This is a genomic window from Pectobacterium sp. CHL-2024, assembly GCF_044751765.1.
In the GTDB taxonomy this organism is placed as follows: domain Bacteria; phylum Pseudomonadota; class Gammaproteobacteria; order Enterobacterales; family Enterobacteriaceae; genus Pectobacterium; species Pectobacterium brasiliense.
The window spans coordinates 176,234-202,244 of the sequence record NZ_JBIXKO010000003.1; the positions used below are offsets into that span (position 1 = coordinate 176,234).

The following is a 26,011-nucleotide window of genomic DNA, read 5'->3' on the forward strand; positions in this document are numbered from 1 at the left end:
TTTCTCTTTAATGACGAACCAGACGAATATCGAAATCAAATTCGTTAAAGAAAATCTCCAAACGATTTAACTCTTCTTCGTTGTAACTGGGATCCTCTTTTATTGGGTAAATCATGCCCAACCTTTCGTACTTTTTACGGCCTAACTGGTGGTAAGGCAGCACGTCGATGCGCCGTATACTGCCGCGCTGTGCCAGCATCTGAACATAGTGAATGGCGTTGGTCACCGCATCGTACGAATCGTTATAGCCGCGAACGAGTGGCATACGAATGACGATATCGGCTCCCAGCCCGACCAGATGTTCCAGATTACGCCGTATGTTTTCATTCCCAATGCCAAACAGTGTCTTGTGCTGCTGGGTATCAATGTGTTTGATGTCAAAAAGGAATAAATCTGTTACAGCGGCTAGCCTGCTGTAGTGAGATTTTAGGGTCGTGCCCTGTGTTTCTACTGCGGTGTGAATCATCATGCGCTTGCAGGCGGTGAGCAGTTCGACAGCGAAATCCGTTTGTAGGCTCATTTCCCCGCCGCTAAGAGTGACGCCACCGCCAGAGGACATATAAAAAGGGTAATCCTGCATGATGATTTCCATCAATTCCGTAACCGTCATCTCTTGTCCTATGACGTCCAGCGCGCCGGACAGACAGGCTGTTTCACACTTTCGGCAGCCAATGCAGTCCGCTGTGCGATCGAGATGATGGTGCCATTCGCCCTTGCTGCCCGCTTGCATGCGGTGAACGCCAGTCGGGCAAACGTCCGCACATTTTCCGCAGTCGATGCATTTATCCAGAGAGAACATGATCTGATAGGCGTTGCTGATCCCCTCTGGGTTTGCACACCAGGGGCAACGGATATTGCAACCTTTCATAAAGATCAGCGTGCGGACGCCGTCTCCGTCGTAGATCGAATACTTTTGAATATTGAAGAGTCGTCCTGTGGTTTTCTGCACGTGTTGCATTGCGATGCCTCCTTCTGTGACCATCAGCGTCCCTGCTCGACGATATGCCGCGAATTCCTTTAGGCGTTGTGGCGATCAGAACTTATCGATCATGGTGCGGCTAATGATCTCATCCTGAACTTCCTTGCATAATTCAACGAAGTAGGCGCTGTATCCCGCGACACGCACGATCAAATCACGGTATTGCTCCGGCGTTTGTTGGGCTTTTCTCAATACTTCATCGTCAACGTAGCTGAATTGCATCTGCCCATTACCCAGAATGGACGATGTTCTCAGCAGGGAAATCAAGCCATTGCGGCCTTCTGGCGTATCCAGCATGCCTTTAAGGAATTTGAAGTTATGCACCATGCCGATGTTCATGCTTTCCACATTCATTTTGCTGACAGATTTGATGCTCGCTGTTGGCCCTTTTTTGTCAGCCCCTTGCGTTGGGCTGATCCCATCGGAGAGTGGTGCCCATGCCAGTCGGCCATTCGCGCTGGCTGCTGTCAGTTCACCGATTGGGGTGTTGTTCGAGATCGATAATGTGCCGTGGCTAAACGTGGAGTAGAGCATCTTGTACTGACGACACTCCTTTTCCGTCCATTCGGTGATATCCCGCGCGAGCTGATCGACTGCGTTATCATCATTGCCGTATTTCGGGGCATTCAGGCAGTCTCTTCTGAGTTCGTCATAGCCTGAAAAATTCGCCAACAGGCCATCACGTAGCTGTTCCAACGTGTATTGATGGTCTTCATAAACGAGCTTGCGAATGGCTGCCATGGAGTCAACGTAAGTCGCGAGTCCCGAGAAAATGAGCCCCGGCCCGTGATTGACGACGGCACCACCGGCTGCCACATCCCGTCCTTTTTCCATACAGCCTTCGACCAGTAGTGACATCAGCGGTTTGGGTGCCACATCACGATGCACGCGCTGGCTGATCACCGTGCCAATCGCGGACAAGCGGATAATGTGCGCAATCTGCGTTTTCACTGCGCGATCAAACGCCTCGAAGGTATCCAGCGTACTCAATTCACCAGTGTCCAGTCCCTGAACGCGATCGAACAGGATCATACGGCCGCGGTTTAAGACAAACTCAATAGCGATGGGCCACTGGGTGTAGCCCGTGGAGGTCCACTGATAAATGCGGCCTGATTTTTGCGGTTCAACGCACCCCATCAGGCAGTAGTCGCGCGCATCTTCAAAATCGAAGCCTTTGCGCAGCATCATCTTGATATGGGAATCATCGAAGTGACATGCCGGAAAGCCCATCCCTGATTTAACGACGTCGGCAATTTTCTCCAGATACGCCTGAGGGGATTGGTTGTGAATACGGCAGGCCAGTGACGGCTGGTACACCTTCACGAAGCGCACCGCATCCATGATCAGGTAAGTCAAGTCGTTACAGGCATCGCCTCCGCTACGCTTCTGCCCGCCGACCGTCAGGTTGATAAACGGCTGATAGCCCGCGAAATATTTCGCACCGCTTTCGCTGGACATCCACATCAGTTCCGCACATTTCAGAATGAACATCTGCATCATTTCCAGTGCCTGTTCGCGCGTCAGGCGACCGGATTGAATATCAGCTTCATACATCGGGTAGCAGTATTGATCGACACGCCCCAGTGAAATCCCCGTCTGGTTCTCTTCCACTTCAAACAGCGACTCCAGCGTCCAGATGCTTTGCAGCGCTTCCTGCAATGTTTTGGGAGGATGGGCTGGCACGTTCTCGTTGATTTCTGCAATGGTCAGCAGTTCAGCGCGCCGTGAAGCATCGGTCTCCTGTGCCGCCAGTTCACGTGCGTGTGCCGCCATGCGGCGGGCATAGGTCATGACGCCGTCGCAGGTTTCAATTGCGGCCTTATAAAAATAGATACGATCGATATTATCCGGTTCCTCCATATCAAGCTGAGCCAGATTCGCCTGCGCATCAGCTTTGATGCCTTCCATGCCTTTGGTAAACAACAGCACATCGTAGCCGGGGCAAGTGTCGCCGCCGCCGTTAATCTGATGGTAAGAAAGATCGCTGACGAAGGTTTCTCCGCTGAATGCCCAGACGCCCGCTTCACGGTATTGCGTCTCGCAAATTTCATCCAGCGAGCGGCCTTGCCAAAAGGGGACTATCTCGTCACGAATGGTTTTTTTATCTTCTTCTGAAATTTGAAAAGGATCCTGAGGACGGGTGCTCATGGTGTCCAGCTCGTCGCGCACCCAGCGCCAGGCAATATCGGGAGAGAACGCCCCTGCACGCGGTTTACCGCAGGGATGGCCTACGATGAGTTCCTCATCCTGAATCAGTATCGGTGCCGTTTCGCAGGCTTTACGAAAGGATTTTGCCCGTAACAGAATAGGCGGCAGGCCAGGATTGTGCTTTGCCACCTCGGTGAAGGCCAGTGCGCGATAAATAGAAATACTGGGGCGGGCCTCTAAATAGCGGGCGCGAAGACGTTGCATGCGTGGGGTAAGGATTTCTTGCTCCGCTAGGCTGGATGATTTTTTTATTCCACCCAGCATAGTCATTTTTTCATTGTTCAATAGACTGTTATTAAACGGGAAATGATTTCTTTCTGGTGCTAATGCGTCATTATCCATACGACAATCTCCTGCGGTTATTTGTCTACATCAGTAAAACGCTATAAGAGAAACTCAATTCATCATCTCTAAATGGTGGAATAGGCAGGAAAATGCCGACCTGAATATTGGTGTCACTATTTATGCTGGTTATTTGTTTTTTTAATTATTTATTTGTTAAATATCAATATATTGGTTTTATTTGTTTTTTTGAGAAAAATAGAAAGTAAATTACTCTTAGTTAACGAATGTTTTTTGGTTGATATTTTATTATATTTATACGTTCAGATAGTGTAGGTGATATTTAATTCATGGTGGTTAATAATGGTGTTAATAATTTGACTAAGATCAATTGATTCTATTTTATTGGGTGGTTTATTTTTATTATTCTTTTGTTAATTATTTCGGATGGATGTGTTCATAATAAAAGGAAGTGATATCTCTCTACATCATGCGAGTTACGGGGGGCGCAAGGGAGGGGAAATAATTCAGGCCAATCTCCGTTTAAGAGTATTGGCCTGTAGTTATAAACTATGAGTTATGAACAGCAGTTATGAAAATCGTGATGGCTTACAGCGACGCGCCACCGCACATCACCAACTGCTGCCCGGTAATGGCTGCGGCAGACGGGGAGAGCAGATAGCCCACCAGATCGGCCACTTCCTGCGGCTGAATGAAGCGCCCAATCGGCGGCAGCTTCGGCGGAGAACTCTGGCGGCCCGGCATCGTCAGCATCGGCGTTTCCGTTGCACCCGGTGCGACGATGTTTACCGTAATGCCGCGCGGAGCCAGTTCCGCTGCCCAGCTTCTTGCCATGCCGATCATCGCGGATTTGGTGGTGACGTACTGGCTACGCCCTGCTGAACCGCTCGACGTACGGCTGCCCAGCAGCACGATTCTTCCACCTTGCGGCAGCTTATCGACCAGACGGTCGGCAAGCACCTGCGCCGCGTTGATATGCAATCGCCATAGCGTTTCACCGTCTTCCAGCGAAAGCTGACCGAGCGGTGCGGCCTTCATGATGCCCGCGGCATGGATGACGGCATCAACCTGCGTAATTTCGTCCAGAATGGCCGTCAGCGCGGGCGTATCCATGATATCCACCGCGCGGTGGGTAAAGTTTGGATGTGAATAGTCACCCGGCTTGCGTGACAGGCCGGTTACCCGCCAGCCTTCCGCCAGTAATTTTTGTGTGATGGCGGCACCGATCCCTGAGCTGCTACCGGTAATCAGGGCGTGTTTGGGGGCTGTCGCTGACATGTGTCTCCTTAATCAAACTTAACGGCTTTGATGCCCATTCTTAATTACAACAACGTGACGGGGATTTTAAACACGGCTTTTTTGACCGGAGCAGGGCTGTCGTTAATCGCACACAGCGCCTGATGAGCTTCACCTGGATAGAACGTGACGAAGTCGCCTGCCCGCAGGTGGATCTGATGCGGCACCTGAGGATTATCCAGAATGTAGAGATCCGGTTTACGCTCGGTCGCGGGTTGGCCGTGCACATCATTCAGACCGTAACCGATAATTTCCTCGCCTTCCAGAATCAGTTGAATATCGAGGTAGTTGCTGTGAAATTCGGTGTGTCGCGTGGCGCGCGGTGCGGTGTTCACGGTGCCGATGTTGTAAAACCAGTCGGCGCCTTCCGGCTGATAACGGCCTTCGGGGAGCGCATTCAGTTCAGCTAACGACATGCCGGGTGCGGACAGAATGGTCCACAGTGCATCGGGCAGCGTGGCGAGTTTTAGGGCGTTGAGGTTTCCTGCAATCATAATCATATCCCGGGTATATACCCGTCATACTTCAAGTTGCATGTGCGTTGGCTTCATTCGGTCACCCGAATCACTTACTTGAGTAAGCTCATCGGGATTCCCTCACTTGCCGCCTTCCTGAAACTCGAATTATTTAGGGTATTGCGGGGGAGCGCCCCGCTGATAAAGAGAAAAGCAGCGTGGTTTAGTTCGCTTTGACCCACTCCTCACTCACCACGACGTGCTTGATCGCCTGACGGAAGTAGGTGAAGGCCACGTGCAGCTTACCGTCCTGCGCCTGCTTGACGCTGGGGTAAGAGAACTCGCGGTTCAGCTTCTCCGTGGAGTTATTGGTCATGCAGTAGCCGTCACCCACTTCGATATTACGCTGCCACGGCCAGCTTTTACCGCCGTCTTCCGAAATGGCGAGCGTCATCGGCGCGCGTGGAGCACCCCAGAAGGCGCTACGAGCACCGGCTTGCACTTCCGGCATTTTGGCATTGCTGGCTTTGTCTTCTTCATCCTCGATTTCATCGTACAGCGACAGACGGCGTTCGGTAGCATCGGCGGCGCTCATATGGTTGAACACCAGCGCCAGATGGCCATTCTCCAGCGTTGTCACCTGAATGGACGAGTTGTTGTTCGGCAACTCGGTCGGCACGGGATCTGACCAGGTTTTACCGCCATCCGTTGAACGGCTTTGGTAGATGAAATCCGCCCAGCGGCTGCGGTACAGCGCCAGCAGCGTGCCGTCCTTCAGCGGGGTGATGTTCATATGTACGCAGCCCGTGCTGTTCGGCACTGGGTATTCCTGCCAGGTTTTTCCCTGATCGCTGGAAATTTTTACGGCGCTGTCATCATCGTTGCCGACCCATTTTTCACCCGGCTGAACGCGGCAGTAGAACACCGGCAGCAGCCAGTCGCCGTTTGCCAGCACGGTGATAGGCTGGCGGATAAAGGTACCCGGCTGATCGAGCAGCGTGCCGATCTCGCCCCAGGTCGCACCGAAATCCGTAGACTGACGGTAGCGTACAATCGCGGTGTCCTGATTACCGGATTTCTGCGCGGTGTACAGCAGCCACAGCACGTTGTCCGGTGCGAGGAACAGAACCGGGTTCTGCTCGGAGCGCGTGGCATCTTCAGACAGCTTAACGGCTTGACTCCAGCTATCGTTACCTTTTACCAGACGGGACATGTAGATAGAGATATCCGCAATCCCTTCCTGTGTGCCGCCGAACCAGACGCACAATACATCGCCGTTCGGCAGATGGAGCAGGTTGGCCGCATGATTCTGCGGGCATTCCGATGGAATGTAGGCATCCAGACGCGCGGCATCGCCTTCTGCGTGATGAACTTTTCCGCTACGTTCCACGGTAATGATTTCGCTACTCATGACTCAGGCTCCTGATTTATTTTCAGTTTGAGAAATTTTGATTTTGGTCGCTTTGTTCGGAATCATGCGGTCGATCAGCATGACGATAGCTGGAGTAATCAACGCGACATACATGTTATCAATGCCGTACGGGTTGCCGAGAATATACCAAACAGAGGTGACCACGCAGGCGGAGATCAGGCTGGCGTTTGCACCGCGTGCGCTGTTGAAAAACGGCAGGTAGAACGCAATCACCGCAACCACGGAAATCGACAGACGAATGGCACGCGTAAAGAACGACAGCTTCAGAATTTCAGGAACGAACAGAACGAAGACGAGCGGCGCGAAACCCACGACAAGCGACAGGATCCGAGTCATTTTCATTTCTTTTTCTGGCGTCGGTTTCCAGTAAGGAACGTAGAAGTCCTTAATCAGCAGGGAAACGATAGCCAGTGCCACCATACTCACGCTGATGAAGATAGACGCGACCAGTGACGTGGTGACCAGACCGGCGAGCCATGGGTTCATGTCTTGCAGGAAGACCGGCATCGCGTACAGGCTGTTGATTTCAGGGTGAGCGAACTTCGCAGCAACACCGATGACCGCGATAGCCAGCGCAATCGGCATACAGAAGAAGAAGGCAACCCAGGTCGCACGTTTGGCGCTGGTGGCATCTTTCGTTGACGAAATGGCCTGAATGACGAACTGCGTACAGAAGATAGAACCGATAGTCCCGATCAGCCAGGCGAAGATGGTGCTGGCACCGAGTTTACCGTCCCACGTCCAGTAGTAATCCGGCATTTGTTCGATCATTGGCTTGAAGCCGCCGGTCATTTTCAACGCCACGAACAGAATGATCATGACGCCAGCGTACTTCACGGCGCTGTGGATCAGCGTGATGTAGGCTGTCCCTTTCAGGCCACCGAAGTAGTAGTAGAAGGTACTGACGACAGCGGTGATCAGTGCGGCGACAGGCAGAGAGACCTTCAACACCGTGGCGATGGCTGCCGCGCCGCTGACGTAGTTGCCCACGTTAACCAGCAACAGCGCATAGATCATGATGATCGAAATGATGTTCTTGGTGCTGGTACCGTATTTCTCGGCAATTGCGCCGGAGATGGTGATCTTCCCGGTGTTATAAATCTTCTTCACCAGAATCATACCAAACAGCGGGAAACCGATGGCGGCGCCAATCACCGACCAGGATGCGGCAAAGCCGTTTTCAAAGGCAGACTGCGCCGTACCGATGGTGGATTTGGCACCGATGAACTCGGTCATCAGCAGGATACCGACGATAAACGCCGGTAGCGCGCGTGAGCCTTCCATGAACTCGGTGTTCGATTTACTGCGGAGCTTGTAGGTTAACCATGAGGTGAATGCGATATAAAACACAATCATCCCAACGATTATGAGGGTGTCAGTAAGGTTAAAATGGTTCATATCTTCTCGGCCTATAAGTGGAAATTGATATTTCTCTGTTACTGCGAGAATTGACTAAGTATGTTGCGGATGTTGTCTTCATCCTGTGCGGAAAACTGGATCGGATAGCGGCTGACGCCGACATCTTCACCCATGAGCGCCAGCGCTTTTTTCACCACAGCCGGTGAGAACGCGATGGCGTACAGTGTCTTACGCAACTCGGCAACCTGTTCTTGTGCCTGACGGGAGCCTTCAATGTCACCGGCGTGGAAACGATGCCAAATCTGGCTGATCGGTTCCGGTGCCACGTTAGCCAGCCCGGAAATACAGGCGGAGCAGCCGTCAACAAAGCCCTGGTGAATGAGCGAGTCTGGGCCATTCAATACGTTAAAGCCCTGTACACCTTTCACCGCTTGCACATAACCGCTCAGGCTTTCATAGCTGCCTGCGCTGTCTTTAATGCCGATGATGTTCGGGTGATCCGCCAGCGTGCGGACGGTTTCCGGCGCCAGCGTATTCCCCGTGCGTGCAGGAATGTTGTAGAGAAACACCGGCACAGTCAGCGCATCGGCGACGGCGGTGTAGTGGGCGATCAGTTCTTCCTGTTTGAGTGGGATGAAATACGGGGTGATGACCGAAACGGCATCAACACCCAGCGCGGCGATGCGCTTGCCGAGCTTGATGGTTTCCCGCGTGGAGATTTCACCGATGTGGCCGACAACCGGCACTTTTCCGGCGACTTCATCAACGCAGGTTTCAGTAACGGCGACTTTTTCATCGGTGTGCAGTACGAAAAACTCACCGTTGGTGCCGTTACAAAAAATACCGTTGCCGTAGCGCATCTGGCGCTGAACCTGAAGACGCATAGCAGCGGGGTTAAATTCGCCCTGGTTATCAAACGGCGTGACGATGGCGGTCAGGACGCCGGTAATATTTTTACTCATTGTTCTTCCTCGTGACACGTAATCAAAAAGATGAAAATTTAAAACCGTTTTGCCTAAATCCGCGCTTTAAAAGAGGGTCAGATAAACCTCACGGACGTCGTCGGCGCTGACCTGTGTTGGCACGTTTTTCATCAGGCGCTGAACCTGTAACGCGGCATCAACCAGATACGGCAGGTGGTCTTTTTCCACGCCGAGCTGCTGTAAGGTGTTAGGCAGGTTGAGGCGTTTAACCAACTCGCTGAAGTAGGTCACCAGCGCCTGCGCTTTTTCTGTGGTACTGAGCGTCAGATCGGCATCCGGCAGCAGGTCATACGCCTGGGCGAATTTCTCCTGTGCGGCGTCCTGCACGAAACGCATGCAAGGGGCGAGCAGGATGGCGTTCGCTACGCCGTGTGGGATGTGGTACTTGCCGCCCAGCGGGTAAGACATGGCGTGGACCAGATGCGTACCGGAGTGGGCAATGGCGGCACCGCCGTAATAAGACGCCCACAGCATGTTCAGCTTGGCTTCCATATTGCTCGGCTCGCGCACGGAGGTTTCGAGGTTGGCAAACAGCTTTTTCAGGCCAATCAGCGCGTAGTTGTCGCTGACCGGGTTGGCAATCGTTGAGGTGAAACACTCAATCAGGTGGCAGAGCGCATCAATACCGGTTGAAGCGGCGATATGTGACGGCATGCTGATGGTCAGCTCCGGCACCAGCGCAACGTAGTCCGGCAGCATCACTGGCGTAATAATGCCGACTTTGGTCTCTTTTTCCGGGATCGCCAGAATGGCATTCGGCGTGGCTTCTGAGCCGGTTCCTGCGGTGGTCGGGATAAGCAGGGATGTCGTGCGGCGCGTCGGTTTCTCTCCCGCCAGCAGGCTATCCAGCGTGACGGTTTCATCGCCCGTGCACAGTACGGAAAGCAGTTTGGCGACGTCCAGTACGCTGCCGCCGCCCACGCCGATGACCAGATCGGTCTGGATTTGATTGAGCTGGCTCAGTATCTGTGCCACGTCGTGCTGGCTTGGTTCGGCAGGAACATGATCAACCAACAGAACCTGCGGAACGGCGTGCTTAACTTGTGCGATCAGCGCCTGAACGTCAGGCAGCCCGACGATGTTTTTGTCGGTGACAAATAAAACGTGCTGTTTCCCTGCCAACAGGTGACTAATGTCCTGAAGTACCCGGTAACCGCTGAGGATAGTGCTATTGATATTCATGCTTATTACCTTGCCTTTTCTCTTCTTCGCCAGAGCGTTATCGCGATGATAATGGTTGCTATAGTGATTACTTTCAGTCAAATGGAATGGTTTTAGTCACTGCTAAACGCCATTTGCCACATCGTGGTGATAATTTATAGGTGAAATTCCTTTTAAATAATTTGATATTGCTCACATATAATCAAATGTGATTCAATATAATCATTATCAGGTAATCATGAACCGGGGATGAGGTATGCCAAACGTGCAGCAATCAGCAGAACAGGTATTAGTGGTCGCTGATGACTTTACGGGTGCCAATGATGCGGGCGTCGGTCTGGCGCAGCATGGCGCGCGGGTTAGCGTCGTCTTTGACGTTAATAAACTGCACGCGGATTTACTGGGCGATGCGGTGGTGATCAACACCGATAGCCGTGCGGCGCGTGACGACATGGCGTCTCAACGTACCGCAGAAGCGGTTGCAGCCTGGCAGGCCGCTGGCGGACAAGGCTGGATTATCAAGAAGATTGATTCGACGCTGCGCGGGAATTTGGGCGCGGAAATCGCCGCTGCGCTGTCTGCGGCAGCCGTGCCCGTCGCGCTGATTGCCGCGGCATCGCCGATGCTGGGGCGTGTGACCCGCAAAGGTGAAGTCTGGGTGAATGGTCGTCTGCTTACCGACACGGAGTTTGCCAGCGATCCCAAAACGCCGGTGACCTCCGCTTCTATCGCTGCCCGTCTGGCAGAACAAACCGCGTTACCGGTGGCGGAGATACACCTTGATGACGTCCGTCAGGCTAATTTAGCCCACCGCTTGCAGCAGCTGGCGGACGAGGGCGTGCGTCTGATTATTCTTGATACGGACGTGCAGGACGATCTGACACATATCGTTGATGCCGCCAGAACGTTGCCGTTTCGCCCCTTGCTGGTCGGTTCGGCGGGCCTGAGCGAAGCGCTGGCGAATACGCAGAATTTTACGCGTAAAACTGAAAAGCCGCTGCTGGCTGTCGTCGGGTCGATGAGCGACATCGCTCAAAAACAGATTGCGGCCGTCAGGCTGCGCAGCGATGTCACGCTGGTTGATATTGATATCAACGCACTCTTTTCAGCCGAGTCATCCACCGTCATGGCATCCCAGTGTGAGGACACGGTGAAGGCGCTGATGAGCGGTAATCACTGCATTATTCGTACCTGTCATAACGAAAATCAGCGCTTCGAGATCGACGCGCGGTGCCAGCAGCTTGGGCTTAGCCGACAGCAGCTTGGCGAAACGATCAGCCACTATCTGGGGGAACTTACGCGCAATATTGTTCAGGCGCTAGACAGCCTGACGGCGGGCAGCGCTAACCAGCATCTGCCGAGCGGACTGTATTTATCCGGTGGTGACATTGCGATTGCCGTGGCAACCGCACTGGGCGCGACCGGCTTTCAGATTAAGGGGCAAATCGCATCCTGTGTGCCCTGGGGATACCTGCTGAACAGCGTTGTCGGCACGACCCCTGTGATGACTAAAGCGGGGGGTTTTGGCAACGAAACTACTTTGCTCGACGTTTTACGTTTTATTGAGGAGAAGGTCAGTGAGTAAAATTATTGCGGTAACGATGGGTGATCCGGCAGGGATTGGACCGGAAATTATTATCAAGTCGCTGGCCGAAGGCGAGCTTTCCGGCGCATCTGCTGTGGTGGTGGGCTGTGTACAGACGATGCGACGTATTCTGGCGCTGAATATCGTGCCAGCCGTAGAGCTGAAAATCATTGATAAACCGGCTGACGCGGTCTTCGCGCCGGGCGTAATCAACATGATTGATGAGCCGCTGGAAGATCCTCAGGCACTGAAGCCGGGCGTTGTTCAGGCGCAGGCGGGCGATTTGGCTTACCGCTGCATCAAGAAAGCGACCGAACTGGCGATGGCGGGTGAAGTCCATGCGATTGCCACTGCACCGCTGAATAAAGAAGCGCTGCACTCGGCGGGCCACCTCTATCCGGGCCACACCGAACTGCTGGCGAAGCTGACCAACAGCCGTGACTATGCGATGGTGCTGTATACCGATAAGTTGAAGGTTATCCATGTTTCAACGCACATTGCGCTGCGTAAATTCCTGGATACGCTGAACCGCGATCGCGTGGAAACGGTGATCGACATGGCGGATGTCTTCCTCAAGCGCGTTGGTTTTACCCACCCGCGTATCGCCGTTGCCGGGGTTAACCCGCATGCGGGCGAGAATGGCCTGTTTGGTGACGAAGAGATCAAAATTGTGTCGCCATCGGTGGAAGCCATGAAGGCCAAAGGCATTGATGTGTATGGCCCATGTCCGCCGGATACCGTCTATCTACAGGCGTATGAAGGCCAGTACGACATGGTGGTGGCGATGTATCACGATCAGGGGCACATTCCGCTTAAGCTGCTGGGCTTCTATGATGGGGTGAATATCACCGCCGGATTGCCGTTCATCCGCACCTCTGCTGACCACGGCACGGCATTTGATATTGCCTGGACGGGTAAAGCGAAGTCAGAAAGTATGGCGATCTCTATCCAGCTCGCCATGCAGCTGGCCTGATTGGCGGTAGCCCATCACGGTTGATAGCATGGTTTTTGTAAGCGAATAAAACGCGATACAGCACGCATTGCAGGATATCTTCCTTCCCGCGTTCGGAAAGGTTTCTGGTATCCTGCAATCAAGAACCAACAACGTAAAATAACTCGATAACAGCAAGATGGATATCGCCGTGGATCCTACATTAACTGATGCTTTCCGCATGAGCGGGGATAAAGTAAAAGGGCAGAGCCGTCTTGATCAGATTATGGATTACCTGAAAAGCCATAATCTGGTGACGGTAGATGAACTGGTGTCCGTGATCGACGCTTCCCCAGCGACGATCCGTCGTGATTTGATCAAACTGGATGAGCAGGGCGTGATTAGTCGCAGTCATGGCGGCGTGACGCTCAATCGTTTTATTCCTTCCCAGCCGACCACGAATGAGAAATTACATCGCAGCCTTCAAGAGAAGCAGGCGATAGCGCGCTATGCCGCGACGCTGGTTAAACCGGGCAGTGCGGTGGTGTTGGATGCGGGAACGACCATGCTGGAGCTGGCGCGCCACCTGACGCATTTGCCGCTGCGTGTGATTACCGCCGATCTGCAAATTGCGCTGTTCCTGTCTGAGTTCAAGCAGATCGAAGTGACGATTATCGGTGGGCGTATTGATGACAGCAGCCAGTCCTGCATCGGCGAACACGGCCGCCGTCTGTTGCGCAGCATTTACCCCGATATTGCGTTTATCAGCTGCAACTCATGGAGTCTGGATAAAGGCGTCACCACGCCGACGGAAGAGAAAGCGGGCGTGAAACAAGATCTTGGCGCGAATGCCAGCCGCCGGATACTGTTGGCCGACAGCAGCAAGTACGGCGCGTACTCACTGTTCTGCGTCACGCCTCTGTCAGAGCTGACCGATATCATCACCGACAGCGCGTTAGCACCCGAGGCGCAAACGGAGCTGAAAGGCAAAGCGTTCAATCTGACGCTGGTGTAAACCGAGTTTGTGCCTGACGCCTTGTGCATGACGCATTGTGTCAGGCCGACTGCTTCCGCCAGTTGAGTTCGGGTTTATGCACCACACCGTTGAACGTCATCGGATCCGTTGTTAAACAGAGACGTGTGTCGTTTTCACTGAACTGTGCGTAGCGCAGCTGGCTGGAACCAATCCAGTTCGGAATGAGGCAATAGTCCAGATAGTGCGTGACGGTCTGCGCGGCGTCATGGATTTCATAACGGCCCGCATACGCGAAGTAGGTGGCGGCGGCCTGCATCAGCTGCTGCTCTGAACCTCCCGTCATGATGCCTGAGTCGTAGGGCACTCTGTCGCTGTCCATGATTTGCACCGTCATCCAGTTATCGTCAGTGTACTGAATATAGCCGGTTGCCCCTTCTCCCATCATATGAACCACACTGCCGTCACCCAGTACATCAATGAAGGATTCCAGAAACCATAGCCCGCGAAGTTTCTGGCGTAACCCGTTGTTGTCGAAAGATTGCGATGTCATAGACCCTCCTCGGAAAGATCGTGCTGGTTAAGTGTAGTGAATTTTTTTCATAGGGCGGGGCAGAGCGAGATTTCCTGCCAGTGTTGTGGCACCGGCAGGAATGAGATTTACTTCATGCTGGCGGCGAGGGTATCGACGTTGTGTTTAAACGCAGCCGTGTAGGTTGCCGCGGGGCCGGAGGCGTCAGTCAGGGCTTCCGGGTACAGTTCACCGCCGGGCTGTGCGCCGCTGGCATCGGCGATTTGTTTCACCAGACGTCCATCGGTTTGGTTTTCAATGAAGTAGCTTTTCACCTTCTCTTGCTTGATTTGCTTAATCAGCGAGGCCACTTTTTTGCTGCTGGCTTCCGATTCGGTAGAGTAGCCCACCGGCGACAGGAACTTCACGCCGTAGGCATGGCCGAAATAACCAAACGCGTCATGACTGGTCAGCACTTTACGCTTTTCTGGCGGAATCGCGGCAAAGGTTTTCTTCGCATAGCTATCCAGATCCTGTAGCTGCTTGATGTAGGCTTCACCCTGCTGACGATAGTAATCGGCATTCGTTGGATCGGCTTTCACCAGCGCATTAACGATGTTATGCGCGTAGACCACACCGTTGCTCATGCTGTTCCAGGCATGCGGATCGGTTTCTGTTTTGCCATCTTCCACCATGGTGCGGGTTTCAATTCCGTTTGAGGCCGTAATGACATCGCCATGATAGCCGGAGGCGGTGACGAGTCGGTCGATCCACCCTTCCAGCCCCAGCCCGTTAACGAACACCAGATCGGCATGAGCCAGCGTCTTGCTGTCTTTCGGAGAGGGTTCAAACTCATGTGGATCGCCATTGACCTTCACCAGATCGGTCACGGTAACGCGATCGCCGCCAATATGGCTGACCATATCGCCAAGTACGGAAAAGCTGGCTACAACATCAAGATTCTTTGCCATTGCCAGTGGGCTAAGCAGCAGGCCGGATAACGCAATAGCTAACAGTGAACGTTTCATTTCTTTCCTCACAGAACATTGCAGATAACGAGATTCATTGGTTAACGACGCAGGCGTAGCAGCCCGCCGTTGTGACCAACGCAGACCGAAAAACAGAAAAACAGCGTAATCGTCAGAATGATGGCGGGCCCGGCGGGCAGCTCGGCATAGTAGGACCACAGCAGCCCGATCAGGCTGGCGAGCATCCCTTGCAGCACCGCAATGCCGAGCATGACGGGCAGACGCTGTGTCCAGAATCGCGCGCTGGCGGCAGGCAGCATCATCATGCCGACCGTCATCAGCGTGCCTAACAGCTGGAACCCGGCGACCAGGTTCAGTACCACCAGCGACAGAAACAGGCCGTGGATCAACGCCCGATAGCGGCCTGAACTGATGCGCAGGAAGGTCACGTCAAACGATTCAATCACCAGCGCCCGATAGATCACCGCCAGCACCAGCAAAGAGGTCGATCCGATCAGCGCAATGTCGATCAGCGCGGCGCGATCCACCGCGAGGATCGATCCGAACAGCACATGCAGCAGATCGACGCTGGAGCCGCGCAGTGACACCAGCGTGACGCCGAGCGCCAGCGAGCCGAGGTAAAATCCGGCAAAGCTGGCGTCCTCTTTTAATTCCGTGTGGCGGGTGACGAAGCCGGAGAGCATGGCGACGGCCAGTCCGGCGATAAAGCCGCCGATCCCCATCGCCAGCAGCGACATCCCGGAGATGAGGTAGCCGATGGCGACGCCGGGTAAGACCGCGTGTGACAGCGCATCGCCAATCAGGCTCATGCGTCGCAACAGCAGGAAACAGCCCAACGGCGCGGCGCTTAGCGTGATGACCAGACAGCCGACCAGCGCACGACGCATAAAACCGAATTCGATAAAAGGCGAAGCAATAAGGTGAAATAACATCATGACGTGACGATCCTGAGCGTTGGCGTATCGCTGTCTGCCTTGCGCAGGCTATGTAAGATGGGCTGAGCCTCTCCCCAGTGAGGGCCGTCTGGGGTGAGATGCAAGATATTCGGGAAGTACTGACCGACCAGTTCCAGATCGTGCAACACGGCCAGAATGGTTCTGCCTTCTGCGTGAAGCTGCTCAATAATCTGCAAAAGCGCCTGCGTGGTGTGGCTATCGACCCCGGTAAAAGGCTCATCCAGCAGAATGATGGGAGCCTGAGTCAGCATCAGCCGCGCGAAGAGTACACGCTGTAGCTGCCCACCGGACAGGACGCCAATATGCCGATCGGCAAAGTCTGCCATTGAGACGGCGTCGAGCGCGTCTGCCGCTTTACGATGCCAGTTGGTATTGATACTTCGTAGTAATCCGCGATGGGGCAGCGACCCCATGAGCACCAGATCGCGTACGTTGATAGGAAACTGCCGATCAAATTCGGAGAGCTGAGGCAAATAGCCGATAGCGCTATCTTCACAACCCCTACCGAGGCTGAATGAGCCGGATAGTGGCGGCAACAGACCCGCCAGCGTTTTCAGCAGCGTGGATTTGCCCGTGCCGTTTGCGCCGATAATGGCTGTCAGCGAGCCTTGATGAAAGCACCCGCTGAGCGTCGCGAGCGGTGGTTGATTACGATAGCCAAAGGCCAGTTCTTGCAGGGCAATCATGGCAACACCACCGCCCATCCAACCAATAGCCACAACGGCACCAACAGCAGGAAAACCAGTAACACGCGCTTCAGCGCAGAGAGAGAGTAAAAACTTGTCATTATCATCGGTAAAAGGCTAATTGTTATATTATAACATACTGATTTTTATCGATGACGATAGAGGCAATAGGTAAGAAAGTATGTAAGGCGATTAGGTTTGGTTTGGGGGAATATTTCGTGCGCTTCAAGCACTGTTATCTTCATGCTACGTCGTAGCACGCGCCCGACATAGGGGGCTAAGCCAGCCCCCTATGAACCCCGGCTTTTGGCGGAAATTATGCCGCTAACGCGGTCCCTTCGGTGCCCATGCCCGCTTTTCGAGCCGCCAGTGACGCGTTCCCGACGCGGCACTGGCTTTCGCGGCGTCCATGTCGCTCACTCGGCGTTCATGCTCACCTCAGCATAATTTTTTACGCCGTGAAGAGAAGACCCATGAGCATATGAGTTAGCTCAGTTTTATCTCCAGTGTGGCGCACGAAACCGTGCACAAGCAATGTGACTAAAAGCCTATTCCATGAATACATCACACCGTGACGAAATTCCCCTGCATATCAACCACAAAGCGAGTCGCAGGCTCATCGTTGATGTAACCCGCGAGGATTTTCAGCATCAGGCCGAAGCGGTATTGCAGGCTGTCCGGCGGTAGCGTGGCGGTTGGCGTGTAGGCTGCCAGCAGGGCGCGGTACTGCTTCACCCGCGCAGCTGGGATATCCTGCCAGGCGAGATCGCTGCCGTTGCGCAGACAGTACCAGTCGGTCACCAGCGTGAGCAGTGAAATATCCTGTAACCCATCTGTGCCCGCGACCGCATTCGGTTTGCGCCCAGCGGCGTCGGGCAGCGTTTTGGCGCTGAGCGGTTCCTGTTGCTGGGCAATCCACAGCAGATCGCCACAGTTCAGTGTGTTAATGAGGGGAGATAAATCTTCCGGCCAGTCTTTTACCAGAAAACGCTGGCGTACCAGCAGCGCCAGATGATGATGCAGGAAGTCGTAATAATCGCGGCTTTTCAGAATGTCGCCCAGCGGTTCACCCGTGCGATCCAACTCTTTCTGATAGAACGGGAACAGATGGTTGAACTGCGGCACGTTGCGCAGAACCAGCGTATCGATATCGACTCGGTCATTATGCAGCGTCGCCAGCTTCATGGCGGGCGGGTAAGCGGCCAGCGACGGCACCGCAACATTCACCAGCGTCCCCTGTGAACCGCGATACACGCCGGTGTCGTTAACGTGCAGGTGACCGCTGAAGTGCAGGCGGATTCCGGCCGCCAGCGCCTGCTCGGCAACCTCCGGCCGTGGCGTGCGTTTAATGAAGCTGTTGCTGCCAAACAGCTGTTTTTCGTCCTCCACCGTGCCGTCGAGGAAATCGACCAGCGGATAGTGTGAAAACACCAGCAGCTTCTTATTCTGCGCTTTCGCCCGCTGTACCACTGATTTCACCCATGGCAACATGAAGGGTTTCTCGGTCAGCAAGGCGTTCCAGCCGGTATTGCTGCTGGTGGAGTAGCCTTCAATCCCTTCACGTTTCTCCGGGCCGTTTTTGACCTGATACACGTTGGCATCGATGGAAAGCAGCCACAGTCCCGCTTCCGGTTCCACCAGATAGGAGGCGTCGACAATATTCCACTGTTTGCTGCCGTCCGGCGAGCGGGCGAGATACTGGCGTTTACTGAGTTCATCGCTGTCGCCAAACGGTGTTTCCCAGTGCAGGAAGTCGTCGCGTTTAAAGAAACCAAACGGCTTCATCAGCGGCAGGCCGCGTTCATAGCCGAGCGCCTGCATCTTGGCGGTGACAATCAGCGACTGCGCGTCGCCAAGCTTAACGCCGGGTTTGCTGCTTAGCATGGTGCTGGTGCCGTCGGCGTTGAGCATCCGTTGCCAGGAGTCATCCCCCTGCGGGCGATTGACATCGTGGTTGCCGGGCGTGGCGAAAAAGCGCATCCCGTGGCGCTGTTCATACTGCGTCAGGATGGCGGCAATGCCTTCAACGGTAGGCTGCTGGCCGTCATCAGAATAATCGCCGGACAGCACCACGTATTTCACCTGCTGTTTTGCCAGTTCGTCCAGCGCGGCCAGCAGCGCAAAGTAGGGTTCATTGAAGATGCGGGTCGAATTCACCGAATCTTTCAGGGTGCGAATGGTCAGCGTCTTTCCGGTCTGCGTATCGGGCAGGCCGTCAAAATCGTAGTTGCCGTAGATGTTATGGACGTGGACATCCGAAATAATGGCAATGCGCAGCGGACTGGCGGGCGCTGCTGATTCGCCATTCGCGTGAAAAAAACCGCCAGCCAGCGTAATGGCGCTGCCTGCACCGAGCTTGACGAAGGTTCTGCGAGTGAGTGATTCCATGACTATCTCCATAGGCGGGGTTGCTGGTCGAACCCAAAGGACTAGCGGTATAACGCATAATCATGACAGGCAATCAATCGTGCGCCGTCGAGCGCATCACCCACCGGGGCGGCGAGTTGGGATTGCCACTCGTCTGGTAGCCAGGGCCGAATATGCAGGCCGATACTGCCCATGAGCGATAAACGAGGTGTTGCGTGGCGTGCCACGGCGGCCAATAGCAGGCTGATTTCGCTGGCCGTTTGCGCTAGCAGCGCATGAGAAACGGCATCGTCCTGCTGAGCGCAGTCAAATACGTGGCGGGCGAACTGCGCATAGTCGCCCGGTTTCGCCTGCTGGCTAAATGTCTGTAGCGCGTCGAGCGTGTTCGTAGGCGCTGTGCTGGCGGAAAAGAAATCGTCGATACGCTGACTGAGCGCAGACGGCGCGCACCAGCCTTGCAGCACATTATAGGTGTGTTGCAGCGCCGCCAGCCCAAGCCGTGCGCCGCTACCCTGATCGGAAATCGGGAATTCATGGCCGCCGTAGGCGGTAATCGTCTGGTTCTGCCACGCCAGCCCGCAGGAGCCGGTTCCGGCAATGACCACGCCTGCGTCTTTTCCTTGATTGACGGCCAGACAGGCACCCAGCGCATCGGTGTTGAGCACCTGCGTCGCGTAAGGATGTGGCAACGCCAGAAACGCCTCGTAGGCGGCGCGATGTTCTGCGCTGGCGAGTGCCAGCCCGACTTTCAACCGTGATGTGTCATCCGGCGATAGCCCGCTGTGCTTCAACGCCTGCGCGATGGCATCATCCACCGACTGGCGCACGCTTTCCACGCCGAGCAGCAGATTGGCACGACCGCCGTGTCCCTGACCGAGCGGCGTACCGTCGGCCTGATAAATACGTGCCCGACAGCCTGTACCGCCTCCATCTACACCGGCATAGAGCCATGTCGTCATGATGCGTGCGCTCCAGAATCCAGATAGGGAAGACAGGCAATCGCCAGATCGCCGCTGAGGCTGACGGGTTCAGTTTGTGAGTCCGGCAGGCTGTTGAGCAGCAGACTCAACTCGCCCGCGCAGCGGGTCAGCAACTGCACCGACAGCGCGTCCTGCGGGTGTGCCAGCACAACGTGCCCGAGCGTGGTGTAGTCAGCGGCCTGTGCCTGCTTTGACCAGTCGATCACGCGATCGACATGCTTATCGAAGTGCAGGAACAGGGCTTCACTGAGCGGCGTAAGCGGCGTGATGCCCTCAACGGCCTGAAGCATCTCCTGTACCGCCCACAGCCCTAGCCGCGACAGGCTGGCCGGGTCGCCGATGGGAAAACGGTCGCCGCCGCGGCAGGTCAGCAGGCCATCATGCCAGTGCAGCAGGCGGGTGAAACCGCCTGTGACCAGCAGATAGCGATGTTGTCCCGGCCAGCGCTGTTCGCATATCGTGCTTTCGCTAATGCGATCAAAGGGACGATCGCCATCGATGTCGATCTCCCTCAGCTGCCATTTCACGGTGCGTTTTTCCGCTGTTGTTGATTGGTCGCGATCGTCTCGTTGAGGCGCTTCACATCGTTTGACGTCAGGCGCAGATACTCATCAAACGACACCTGATCGTTCAGATATTGGGTAAAGCGCGTCAGGATGATGGGATACAGTTCGTTCGCGCCCAGACTTTCCATGCGTTCCCAATCAAAGACATAAGACGGGATCTTTTTGATCTCTTCACGCGCGGTGTTCAGGCCGTCGATCACGTGCTTATCTTTGGTCTGGTAGTGCAGATCGGTGATATCCGCGCCGACGATGATATTGAAGCGTTCGGCAATCTCACGTTGTAGCGGTTCGCTGCCCAGCCACTCCATAAATTCGGCGACTTCCTGCGGGTGTTTGGTGGTGGTGAACGGCATGATGAAGGTCGCACCGCCCATCGAGATGCATTTCTCTTTGCACGGCGCAGGCAGCACTTTCCAGTCAAAACCGTCGCCAATCTGCTTACTGAACTGGTTCAACAGCCAGTTGCCGGAAAAGTAGGTCACGATGTTGCCGTTCACGAAATCGTCCGCCATGCTCTTGTACTGACCACCGCCCGCTGCGCCCCACATTTCACGCGGGAACACGCCTTCGTCCGACCAGCGTTTCAGATCTTTAATCCACTGCTGCGCGGCGGCGTCCGGGAAGTTGATCAACCCGTCTTTATCGTAACGTGCGCCGTAGGAGTAAGCTGGGCCAGAGAAGCGGAAACCGCTGCGGTCGATGGTGAAGGGTATATGCACGCCGGTTTTTTCCGCGACCAGCTTCGAGGCTTTCATCAAGTCATCAATCGTGTAGCCCGGCTGTGGCAGGGGCACGCCCGCCTGTTCAAACAGCGTCACGTTAACGAACGGCAGATCGGCGGTCCAGGACGCGACAAAGCCCGGCAGCGCATCCGCTTTATGCACGCCTTTCACGCGCATGATTTTTTCGATGCCGGCGCTGTAGCGTTTCTCAAAGGCGGCCGGATCTTTCAGGTAAGGGCGTAAATCCAGCGTATAGCCGAGCAGCCCCATTTGCGTGGTTTTGGCAATATCCGGGCCTAAGCCTGCTGCCAGCTGCATCGGTAATTGTGTTTGCAGCGCGTTATAGCCGGTGCTGACAAAATTCACATCGATGCGCTCATTGCTCTGGGAGAAAGCTTTTACTTTCTGCTCCATGAAATGCACTAATTCGGGATCGTCGTCACTATATAAAAATGTTATTTGCGTTTTAGCGGCTAACGCGCTGCTGCTGAATAACCCCAGTGCAAGGGCGGAAAAAAATAACGCGGTGTTGGAACGCATCATAAACCTCTCCGTTGGTGAGCACATCTTATGTTTGATTAATGACGTAAATACCCTGGCGTTGGCGACGGGGTTTATTTTATTCCTGCGATTTAGGCTGTCTTTTAATTAATGCAAATTTGCATTCATCTGTCATTTTCATCATGCAATCATGGACAGAACGCTGATTGATTTATGTGAAGCAGGTTAAAGATATTTTAAATGTTGATTTAAATAAAGCATTTTTGTGATATTAATCACATATATAAACGCGAGAATCTTATTTATTAATGCGAAATGTCAATAAATGAATGCAAATGACAATTTAATGCAAATTTGCATTCTAATTGCGATATCACGGTGCAGAGAATGACCCGCTGCCCTAAATATTGGCAGGGTGTGCACAGCGAGAGTGCAAATAAGTTCCGCCATACATTTTCGTTATTTTATTTTTCAACGCCGTAAACAGGATTTCGTATGAATATCGGTTGGAAATTAAAGAAGAACGGCGTCATTAATCGGTTTCTCATCACCGAGTTGACGGAAAAACGTTATTTCGCCGAGCCGGATACGCTGCCGGATAAGGTGAATTACCGCTTTATTAACGGTTTTGTCGATGTCGGCGTGCTGCCCTGTCGCGTGCGTTTTTTGCAGGAAGAGGCAAAGCGTGAGGTGGCACTGCCGGACGATTTACGCTTCCCGCTGATGTGGAGCGGCGGCGATGAAAGCCGCAGCGTGAATTTCAGCGATTTCTGGCCGTGTCCGGTTCACGTGCAGCGCTTTTCCCGCTGCGTGATCCACAGCGACAGCGCTCAAGCGGCACCGTTTACGCTCAGCACCTGCGGCGGCGTCACCCTGTGGCTGAACGGCGAGCCGATTACCCGCTTTACGCCGTTTACCCGCAATACCGAACAAACCTGTGCTATCACGCTGCCGCTGCAAGCAGGGGCGAACACGCTGGTGGTGCATAGCGAAGAGCTGTGCGAGCGCGATACTGACTACCTGTTCAGCCTGTTCTATCAGGGGGACGACACGCTCTTCTGGCAGCTTGATGAAGACGTGGCGCTCAGCGCACAGCTGGCCGCGCTGGATAGCTGGGTGAACGGGCTGACGCTGGAAAATAACCTGATCCAACCGCCCGTGCTGGTGCTCAATAGTGCGCAGCCGCTGCCTGAATCCGTGACGATGGCGCATCGTCTGATTGGCAACGTCAACGAATCCGTCCCCGCATGGCAGCAAAAACAAGCGCTGCCTGCTGGCAATCTCGGCTGGCAGGTGGATCTGCCTGCGGTTCTGGTGGGCTACTACGATCTGGTCTGCGCCGCGACCTGCAATGGCGTTACGCTGACGCGCACGCTCAGTTTCGGGCGCTTGCCATCGCAAACGATGCCTGCGTTACCGACGCTGGCCGCACGGCGTGAAGCGGTACTGCGCCATACCGCGCTGCACGGTTTTGAACGCCTCGGGCGGCTACTGGCGATTATCGCGACGGGCGAGGGCCGCGAGGCCGCCGTGCCGATTCTCAACAACGCATTGCAGAAAATCAGCCGCCGCGAAGACTGTGCCGATTTCCAGTTGGTGCCGCTGATTTGGCTGTGGCAGCGCTATCAAGGGCAGCAGTTGCCACCGCAGGACTGGCGGCGCGTGCGCAGTGCGATTCTCGGTTTCCGCTACTGGATTGATGAACCGGGCAACGACACCATGTGGTTCTGGAGCGAAAACCATTGCCTGTGCTTCCACGTCGCGCAATATCTGGCCGGGCAAAACTTCCCTGATGACACCTTCCCATGCAGCGGCCGTCGCGGTCTGGAGCAAAAAGCGATTGCCCACGAACGCCTGACGCGCTGGTTTGATTCCATTCTGGAGCACGGGCTGGTGGAGTGGAATTCGGCGGCCTATTACCCCATCGATCTGATTGGGTTGGTGGCGCTGTATGAACTGGCGCAGGACGCCGATTTGCGCGAGAAATCTCGCGTGGTGATTGACCGCATCATGCTGATGACGGCGTGGGTGCATCAGAATGGCGTCGCGGTTGGCACCATGGGACGCGCCTACGATAAAGAACTGCGTTCCGGCATGCTGACCGAGCTGTCCGGCCTGTGTGCGCTGATGTGGGGCGAGGGCTGGCTGATTCCGCACTGTGCCGCGCTGCCGCTGCTGTGCCTGAGCGACTATCAGCCGCCGGAAACGACGGATCGGATCGCGCACTGGTCACTGCCGCACGGTGCAGAAGCACGTTGGGTTCAAGGGCTGAACCGCAGCGCCCGCATCATCGCCTGGAAGCAGCACGACGTGGCGTTTTCTTCCGTCTTCGATCATCACCCCGGCCAGCCCGGACACCAGCAGCATCTGCTGGATGTGCGGTTGGGCACGCACTATGCCGCCCGCCTGTGGGTGAACCACCCCGGCGAAGATCGCCCTGACGGTGTGCACCGTCCTTCTTACTGGGCGGGCAACGGACGTTTGCCGCACCTGATGCAGCATCGTAATCGCGCGCTGATGGTGTTCGATCTGCAACAGGATATCCGCCCGTGGACACATCTCTATCTGCCACAAACCGCGCTGGATGACGTCATCGTTGAAGATGTCTGGTGCTTCGTACGCGGCGGCAACGGCTATGCCGCGTTTCATAATCCCGCCGGATTACAGCCGTTTGCGACAGCAGGCCAGCAGGCGGAAGGCGAACTACGCGCGTATGGCGAACAGAATATCTGGTTCGTTGCCGTGGACAGCGGCGACGGCGCGCAAGGATTCGCCGCATTCGCTGCCCGCTTCCGAGGGCGTTCTCTGATACAGGATAGCGACGGCGTGCGTATCGACGATCCCGATTACGGCGAACTGGCCTTTAGCTACGCGGTAGGATTCAGCGTGGCGCAGCAGTCTTTCATTTTCCCCGACGATGTCCCGGTCGTCCCGCAGTTCAACACAGGAAACCCATGACATGCAGACAGGTTCACTTAACCGACAACAAACTGAAGCGCTGCTGGCGCAGGTGGCGCGGGCATTTTGCCGCCTGAAAGCAATCGACAGCGTGACGCAGGACGATGCGCCGGACGCCGGACTGACGATTCAATTCGAAGAGTGGGATTGGGAAGTCGGCGTCGGGCTGTACGGTTTCTGGAAGTTAGCGCATCTGACGCAGGACGACACCATGCTGACGACGCTGGCGAACTGGTATCAGCAAAAGCTGGATGCCGGGCTGCCGCCGCGTCAGATCAACTCGACGGCGCCGATGCTGGTGCTGGCGTTGCTGTGTCAGGACAAACCGGATGCGCCCGCACAGTGGCGTGAAACCGTGAGTGACTGGGCGGACTGGCTGCTGCACTCGCTACCGAAAACCGAGGACGGCGGCTTCCAGCACACGGTGAAAGAGCGCCCGAACACCGGGCAATTGTGGGATGACACGCTGTTTATGGCCGGTCTGTTTCTGGTGGTGGCGGGGAAATTGCTCTCCCGCCGCGATCTGATCGAAGAAGCGGAATACCAGCTCGTCACGCATGCGCGCTATCTGGCCGATGTGCGTAGCGGGCTGTGGTATCACGGCTGGACGTTCGTCGGTCGCCATCACTATGCCAATGCGTTCTGGGGACGCGGCAACGCCTGGATCACGCTGGTGCTGCCGGAAATGCGAGTGCTGGCGGAGGATCAGCTGTCCGCGCCAGTTCTGCGCACGCTGGAAGCGATTCTGGAACAGCAAACGACAACGCTGGCACGCTGCCAGCACGAGTCTGGCCTGTGGCACACGCTGCTGGATGACCCGGATTCGCCGCTGGAGACCTCCGCCAGCGCCGGATTTATCGCCGGGATTCTGACGGCGCGTCGATTGGGCATGCTGCACGATTTCCCGCAGGACGTACTGGAAAAAGGCTATGCCGCCGTAGTGGCGCAGATTGACGCGCAGGGCGTGGTGCAAGGTGTCTCGGACGGCACGGCGATGGGACACGATTTACAGTTCTATCGCGATATTCCCAATGTCGCTGTGCCTTACGGGCAGGCGCTGGTCATGCTGATGTTATTGGCACAGTTAGATTCTGTTTGCGAGGGCTGATA

General features: G+C 55.0%; 20 protein-coding genes and 1 pseudogene. 5 read left to right on the plus strand and 16 right to left on the minus strand.

The genetic code is table 11. The features are described 5' to 3' along the window. Window positions 1-7 precede the first annotated feature (7 nt). The 8 genes and pseudogenes from cutD to ACIPUG_RS07545 form a co-directional block, all read right to left on the minus strand. Window positions 8-958 (minus strand): choline TMA-lyase-activating enzyme, encoded by a 951-nt coding sequence (gene cutD / locus ACIPUG_RS07510; RefSeq protein ID WP_094371448.1) that lies wholly within the window; start codon window positions 956-958, stop codon window positions 8-10. A gap of 75 nt (window positions 959-1,033) precedes the next feature. Further along, a pseudogene (cutC, locus tag ACIPUG_RS07515) lies at window positions 1,034-3,409 on the minus strand (choline trimethylamine-lyase); the annotation flags it as partial. Between the two features lie 669 nt (window positions 3,410-4,078). Further along, window positions 4,079-4,768, minus strand: a complete 690-nt coding sequence (locus tag ACIPUG_RS07520; protein ID WP_039278400.1) for an SDR family NAD(P)-dependent oxidoreductase — start codon at window positions 4,766-4,768, stop codon at window positions 4,079-4,081. A 44-nt stretch (window positions 4,769-4,812) separates the two neighbouring features. Next, window positions 4,813-5,280 carry a YhcH/YjgK/YiaL family protein gene (locus tag ACIPUG_RS07525; RefSeq protein ID WP_014916607.1) on the minus strand — a complete coding sequence of 156 codons (468 nt, stop codon included), beginning with the start codon at window positions 5,278-5,280 and terminating at the stop codon, window positions 4,813-4,815. A gap of 184 nt (window positions 5,281-5,464) precedes the next feature. Next, on the minus strand, window positions 5,465-6,652 hold the full coding sequence (locus tag ACIPUG_RS07530; protein WP_400338027.1) for an exo-alpha-sialidase: 1,188 nt from the start codon (window positions 6,650-6,652) through the stop codon (window positions 5,465-5,467). A gap of 3 nt (window positions 6,653-6,655) precedes the next feature. Continuing rightward, complete coding sequence (locus ACIPUG_RS07535; protein WP_039278406.1) at window positions 6,656-8,071, minus strand: sodium:solute symporter family protein; 1,416 nt, start codon at window positions 8,069-8,071, stop codon at window positions 6,656-6,658. A gap of 38 nt (window positions 8,072-8,109) precedes the next feature. Then, window positions 8,110-8,994, minus strand: coding sequence for a dihydrodipicolinate synthase family protein (locus tag ACIPUG_RS07540; RefSeq protein WP_205591887.1), 885 nt, complete (start codon window positions 8,992-8,994; stop codon window positions 8,110-8,112). Window positions 8,995-9,060: 66 nt separating this feature from the next. Then, window positions 9,061-10,197, minus strand: coding sequence for an iron-containing alcohol dehydrogenase (locus ACIPUG_RS07545; RefSeq protein WP_400338029.1), 1,137 nt, complete (start codon window positions 10,195-10,197; stop codon window positions 9,061-9,063). 235 nt (window positions 10,198-10,432) lie between these two features. Here ACIPUG_RS07545 and dtnK point away from each other — a divergent pair, with 235 nt between their 5' ends. The 3 genes from dtnK to ACIPUG_RS07560 all read left to right on the plus strand — a co-directional run bounded on the left by dtnK (window position 10,433) and on the right by ACIPUG_RS07560 (window position 13,707). After that, on the plus strand, window positions 10,433-11,761 hold the full coding sequence (gene dtnK, locus ACIPUG_RS07550; protein WP_400338031.1) for a D-threonate kinase: 1,329 nt from the start codon (window positions 10,433-10,435) through the stop codon (window positions 11,759-11,761). Further along, complete coding sequence (locus ACIPUG_RS07555) at window positions 11,754-12,734, plus strand: D-threonate 4-phosphate dehydrogenase (RefSeq protein ID WP_014916602.1); 981 nt, start codon at window positions 11,754-11,756, stop codon at window positions 12,732-12,734. The genes dtnK and ACIPUG_RS07555 overlap by 8 nt, the downstream gene beginning before the upstream one ends. A gap of 157 nt (window positions 12,735-12,891) precedes the next feature. Further along, entirely contained in the window at window positions 12,892-13,707 is an 816-nt protein-coding gene (locus ACIPUG_RS07560; protein WP_014916601.1) for a DeoR/GlpR family DNA-binding transcription regulator, read from the plus strand. 40 nt (window positions 13,708-13,747) lie between these two features. Here the strand turns inward: ACIPUG_RS07560 and ACIPUG_RS07565 are convergent, their stop codons facing one another. The 8 genes from ACIPUG_RS07565 to ACIPUG_RS07600 all read right to left on the minus strand — a co-directional run bounded on the left by ACIPUG_RS07565 (window position 13,748) and on the right by ACIPUG_RS07600 (window position 21,985). Then, on the minus strand, window positions 13,748-14,218 hold the full coding sequence (locus ACIPUG_RS07565) for a lipocalin-like domain-containing protein (RefSeq protein ID WP_400338032.1): 471 nt from the start codon (window positions 14,216-14,218) through the stop codon (window positions 13,748-13,750). A gap of 107 nt (window positions 14,219-14,325) precedes the next feature. Next, a complete protein-coding gene (locus ACIPUG_RS07570) occupies window positions 14,326-15,204 on the minus strand; it encodes a metal ABC transporter substrate-binding protein (protein WP_104212783.1) in 879 nt (292 codons plus the stop codon). A 41-nt stretch (window positions 15,205-15,245) separates the two neighbouring features. Next, window positions 15,246-16,100 (minus strand): metal ABC transporter permease, encoded by an 855-nt coding sequence (locus tag ACIPUG_RS07575; RefSeq protein ID WP_014916598.1) that lies wholly within the window; start codon window positions 16,098-16,100, stop codon window positions 15,246-15,248. Next, window positions 16,097-16,807, minus strand: a complete 711-nt coding sequence (locus tag ACIPUG_RS07580) for a metal ABC transporter ATP-binding protein (protein ID WP_400338128.1) — start codon at window positions 16,805-16,807, stop codon at window positions 16,097-16,099. Before ACIPUG_RS07580 ends, ACIPUG_RS07575 begins: the two co-directional genes overlap by 4 nt. Before the next feature lie 564 nt (window positions 16,808-17,371). Beyond that, complete coding sequence (locus ACIPUG_RS07585; protein WP_400338034.1) at window positions 17,372-19,195, minus strand: metallophosphoesterase family protein; 1,824 nt, start codon at window positions 19,193-19,195, stop codon at window positions 17,372-17,374. Between the two features lie 41 nt (window positions 19,196-19,236). Next, on the minus strand, window positions 19,237-20,133 hold the full coding sequence (locus ACIPUG_RS07590) for a BadF/BadG/BcrA/BcrD ATPase family protein (RefSeq protein WP_400338036.1): 897 nt from the start codon (window positions 20,131-20,133) through the stop codon (window positions 19,237-19,239). Continuing rightward, entirely contained in the window at window positions 20,130-20,681 is a 552-nt protein-coding gene (locus tag ACIPUG_RS07595; RefSeq protein WP_039501421.1) for a glucosamine kinase, read from the minus strand. The genes ACIPUG_RS07590 and ACIPUG_RS07595 overlap by 4 nt, the downstream gene beginning before the upstream one ends. Then, window positions 20,678-21,985 (minus strand): ABC transporter substrate-binding protein, encoded by a 1,308-nt coding sequence (locus ACIPUG_RS07600; RefSeq protein WP_010286561.1) that lies wholly within the window; start codon window positions 21,983-21,985, stop codon window positions 20,678-20,680. The genes ACIPUG_RS07595 and ACIPUG_RS07600 overlap by 4 nt, the downstream gene beginning before the upstream one ends. Before the next feature lie 453 nt (window positions 21,986-22,438). Between ACIPUG_RS07600 and ACIPUG_RS07605 the strand changes: the two genes are divergently transcribed. Then, complete coding sequence (locus tag ACIPUG_RS07605) at window positions 22,439-24,901, plus strand: hypothetical protein (RefSeq protein ID WP_400338038.1); 2,463 nt, start codon at window positions 22,439-22,441, stop codon at window positions 24,899-24,901. A 1-nt stretch (window position 24,902) separates the two neighbouring features. Next, on the plus strand, window positions 24,903-26,009 hold the full coding sequence (locus tag ACIPUG_RS07610; RefSeq protein ID WP_010279320.1) for a glycoside hydrolase family 105 protein: 1,107 nt from the start codon (window positions 24,903-24,905) through the stop codon (window positions 26,007-26,009). Window positions 26,010-26,011 lie beyond the last annotated feature (2 nt).

Bases quoted from the DNA above. Each gene is read 5' to 3' on its own strand.
- dtnK (WP_400338031.1), top strand. From the start codon at position 10,433: ATGCCAAACGTGCAGCAATCAGCAGAACAGGTATTAGTGGTCGCTGAT.
- ACIPUG_RS07560 (WP_014916601.1), top strand. From the start codon at position 12,892: ATGGATATCGCCGTGGATCCTACATTAACTGATGCTTTCCGCATGAGC.
- ACIPUG_RS07585 (WP_400338034.1), bottom strand. From the start codon at position 19,195: ATGGAATCACTCACTCGCAGAACCTTCGTCAAGCTCGGTGCAGGCAGC.
- ACIPUG_RS07590 (WP_400338036.1), bottom strand. From the start codon at position 20,133: ATGACGACATGGCTCTATGCCGGTGTAGATGGAGGCGGTACAGGCTGT.
- cutD (WP_094371448.1), bottom strand. From the start codon at position 958: ATGCAACACGTGCAGAAAACCACAGGACGACTCTTCAATATTCAAAAG.
- ACIPUG_RS07610 (WP_010279320.1), top strand. From the start codon at position 24,903: ATGCAGACAGGTTCACTTAACCGACAACAAACTGAAGCGCTGCTGGCG.
- ACIPUG_RS07570 (WP_104212783.1), bottom strand. From the start codon at position 15,204: ATGAAACGTTCACTGTTAGCTATTGCGTTATCCGGCCTGCTGCTTAGC.
- ACIPUG_RS07565 (WP_400338032.1), bottom strand. From the start codon at position 14,218: ATGACATCGCAATCTTTCGACAACAACGGGTTACGCCAGAAACTTCGC.
- ACIPUG_RS07580 (WP_400338128.1), bottom strand. From the start codon at position 16,807: ATGATTGCCCTGCAAGAACTGGCCTTTGGCTATCGTAATCAACCACCG.
- ACIPUG_RS07525 (WP_014916607.1), bottom strand. From the start codon at position 5,280: ATGATTGCAGGAAACCTCAACGCCCTAAAACTCGCCACGCTGCCCGAT.
- ACIPUG_RS07545 (WP_400338029.1), bottom strand. From the start codon at position 10,197: ATGAATATCAATAGCACTATCCTCAGCGGTTACCGGGTACTTCAGGAC.
- ACIPUG_RS07600 (WP_010286561.1), bottom strand. From the start codon at position 21,985: ATGATGCGTTCCAACACCGCGTTATTTTTTTCCGCCCTTGCACTGGGG.
- ACIPUG_RS07520 (WP_039278400.1), bottom strand. From the start codon at position 4,768: ATGTCAGCGACAGCCCCCAAACACGCCCTGATTACCGGTAGCAGCTCA.
- ACIPUG_RS07575 (WP_014916598.1), bottom strand. From the start codon at position 16,100: ATGATGTTATTTCACCTTATTGCTTCGCCTTTTATCGAATTCGGTTTT.
- ACIPUG_RS07535 (WP_039278406.1), bottom strand. From the start codon at position 8,071: ATGAACCATTTTAACCTTACTGACACCCTCATAATCGTTGGGATGATT.
- ACIPUG_RS07605 (WP_400338038.1), top strand. From the start codon at position 22,439: ATGAATATCGGTTGGAAATTAAAGAAGAACGGCGTCATTAATCGGTTT.
- ACIPUG_RS07530 (WP_400338027.1), bottom strand. From the start codon at position 6,652: ATGAGTAGCGAAATCATTACCGTGGAACGTAGCGGAAAAGTTCATCAC.
- ACIPUG_RS07540 (WP_205591887.1), bottom strand. From the start codon at position 8,994: ATGAGTAAAAATATTACCGGCGTCCTGACCGCCATCGTCACGCCGTTT.